Source organism: Microcoleus sp. OTE_8_concoct_300 (assembly GCF_031383065.1).
Lineage (GTDB): Bacteria > Cyanobacteriota > Cyanobacteriia > Cyanobacteriales > Microcoleaceae > Microcoleus.
Genome location: NZ_JANMZH010000702.1, coordinates 1 through 1,250 on the forward strand (window position 1 = coordinate 1; position 1,250 = coordinate 1,250).

3 protein-coding genes are annotated in these 1,250 nt (G+C 47.7%); all 3 read left to right on the forward strand.

Annotated elements, in window-relative coordinates; translation table 11 throughout:
* On the forward strand, positions 1-442 hold a 442-nt coding region (locus ACUVJL_RS31645; RefSeq protein ID WP_445249450.1), incomplete at its 5' end, for an RNA-guided endonuclease InsQ/TnpB family protein.
* 45 nt (positions 443-487) lie between these two features.
* Positions 488-859, forward strand: coding sequence for an N-6 DNA methylase (locus ACUVJL_RS31650; RefSeq protein WP_445249452.1), 372 nt, complete (start codon positions 488-490; stop codon positions 857-859).
* Positions 860-919: 60 nt separating this feature from the next.
* The gene (locus tag ACUVJL_RS31655; protein ID WP_445249451.1) at positions 920-1,201 is read left to right on the forward strand and encodes a hypothetical protein; all 282 of its coding nucleotides are present in this window, start codon (positions 920-922) and stop codon (positions 1,199-1,201) included.
* Positions 1,202-1,250: the final 49 nt, after the last annotated feature.

Genomic DNA, 1,250 nt, shown 5'->3' on the forward strand with positions numbered 1-1,250 from the left:
AGACCATGCCGTTAAGTTGGCACGGTGCGTCATCGCATCAAACGATGTAGTCGCCTACGAAGACTTGAGAATCAAAAACATGGTGAAGAATCATTGTCTAGCGAAATCGATCAACGATGCATCTTGGTATCAGTTTCGGGTGTGGTTAGAGTACTTCGGCAAGGTGTTTCAAAAGATCACAATTGCCGTTCCACCTCACTACACGAGCCAAGAATGCTCTAGTTGCGGTGTGATTGTTAAGAAGTCGCTTTCGATTCGCACTCATATTTGCGAGTGTGGTTGTGAGCTAGATCGAGATCACAATGCAGCTAGAAACATCCTCAGTCGGGGATTGGGTACGGTAGGGCATACCGGAACCTTTGCACCAGATGCAAGCAACGCTTCAGGAGAATCGACCTCTACATTGGCTGGTGAGAACCTGTCTTTGCAAGTTGGCTCATAGATTGAAGAATCCCATCCGCCATGCGGTGGGGAGTGTCAAACGAGTATTAATACGAATATTCTGTTTTTTGAGAAGGGCGATCGGACGAAGGAGGTGTGGTTTTTTGAGCATCCTTATCCGGTGGGGTATAAGTCTTATTCGCGATCGAAGCCGTTGACGATTGGGGAGTTTGAGCGGGAGAAAAAGTGGTGGGGTGGGGCAGCGAGGAAGGGGCGGCGAAAGAGTGAGTATGCGTGGAAGGTTTCGGCGAAGGAGATTGCGGAGCGCAATTATAATTTGGATTGCAAGAATCCTTATGCGGTGGAGGTGAATCATGGTGATCCGGAGGTGTTGATGGAGGAGTATTTGGAGATCGATCGTCAGCTTGAGGAGGCTTTGAATGCGTTGAAGAATGAGTTGATGGATGCGTTGAACTGACCGAGGTTGTCGCTTGATGTTTGGAGTACAATAAATCAGATTGAGTCTTAAGGTATCGCCATGAAAGAAACCTGTTATTTCACCACCACGATCCAAGCAGGTAACCGTCTGGAGATTGATCTACCTAATTTTTCGATCGGACAAACGGTAGAAGTCATCATCATCACTGAAACTCCGAATGTAGACCCCCAACCGATCGATCGCAGCGCTTTTCTCAAACTGCCGATCGCCGATCGTCATCGGATTTTAGAACAACAAGCCGAAGCTGCCCTTCCTCACTACCAGCAAGATACAGAATGGCAAGAATGGCTCAACGTTGATATCGCAGAAATCCATGCCTAGTAGTCCTAAACGTGGCGAAATCTGGCTTGTCAATCTTGATCCAGTTTCG

What these genes read in the sequence shown, in the direction of transcription:
- ACUVJL_RS31655 (WP_445249451.1), top strand. Translation starts at nt 920, where the DNA reads ATGAAAGAAACCTGTTATTTCACCACCACGATCCAAGCAGGTAACCGT.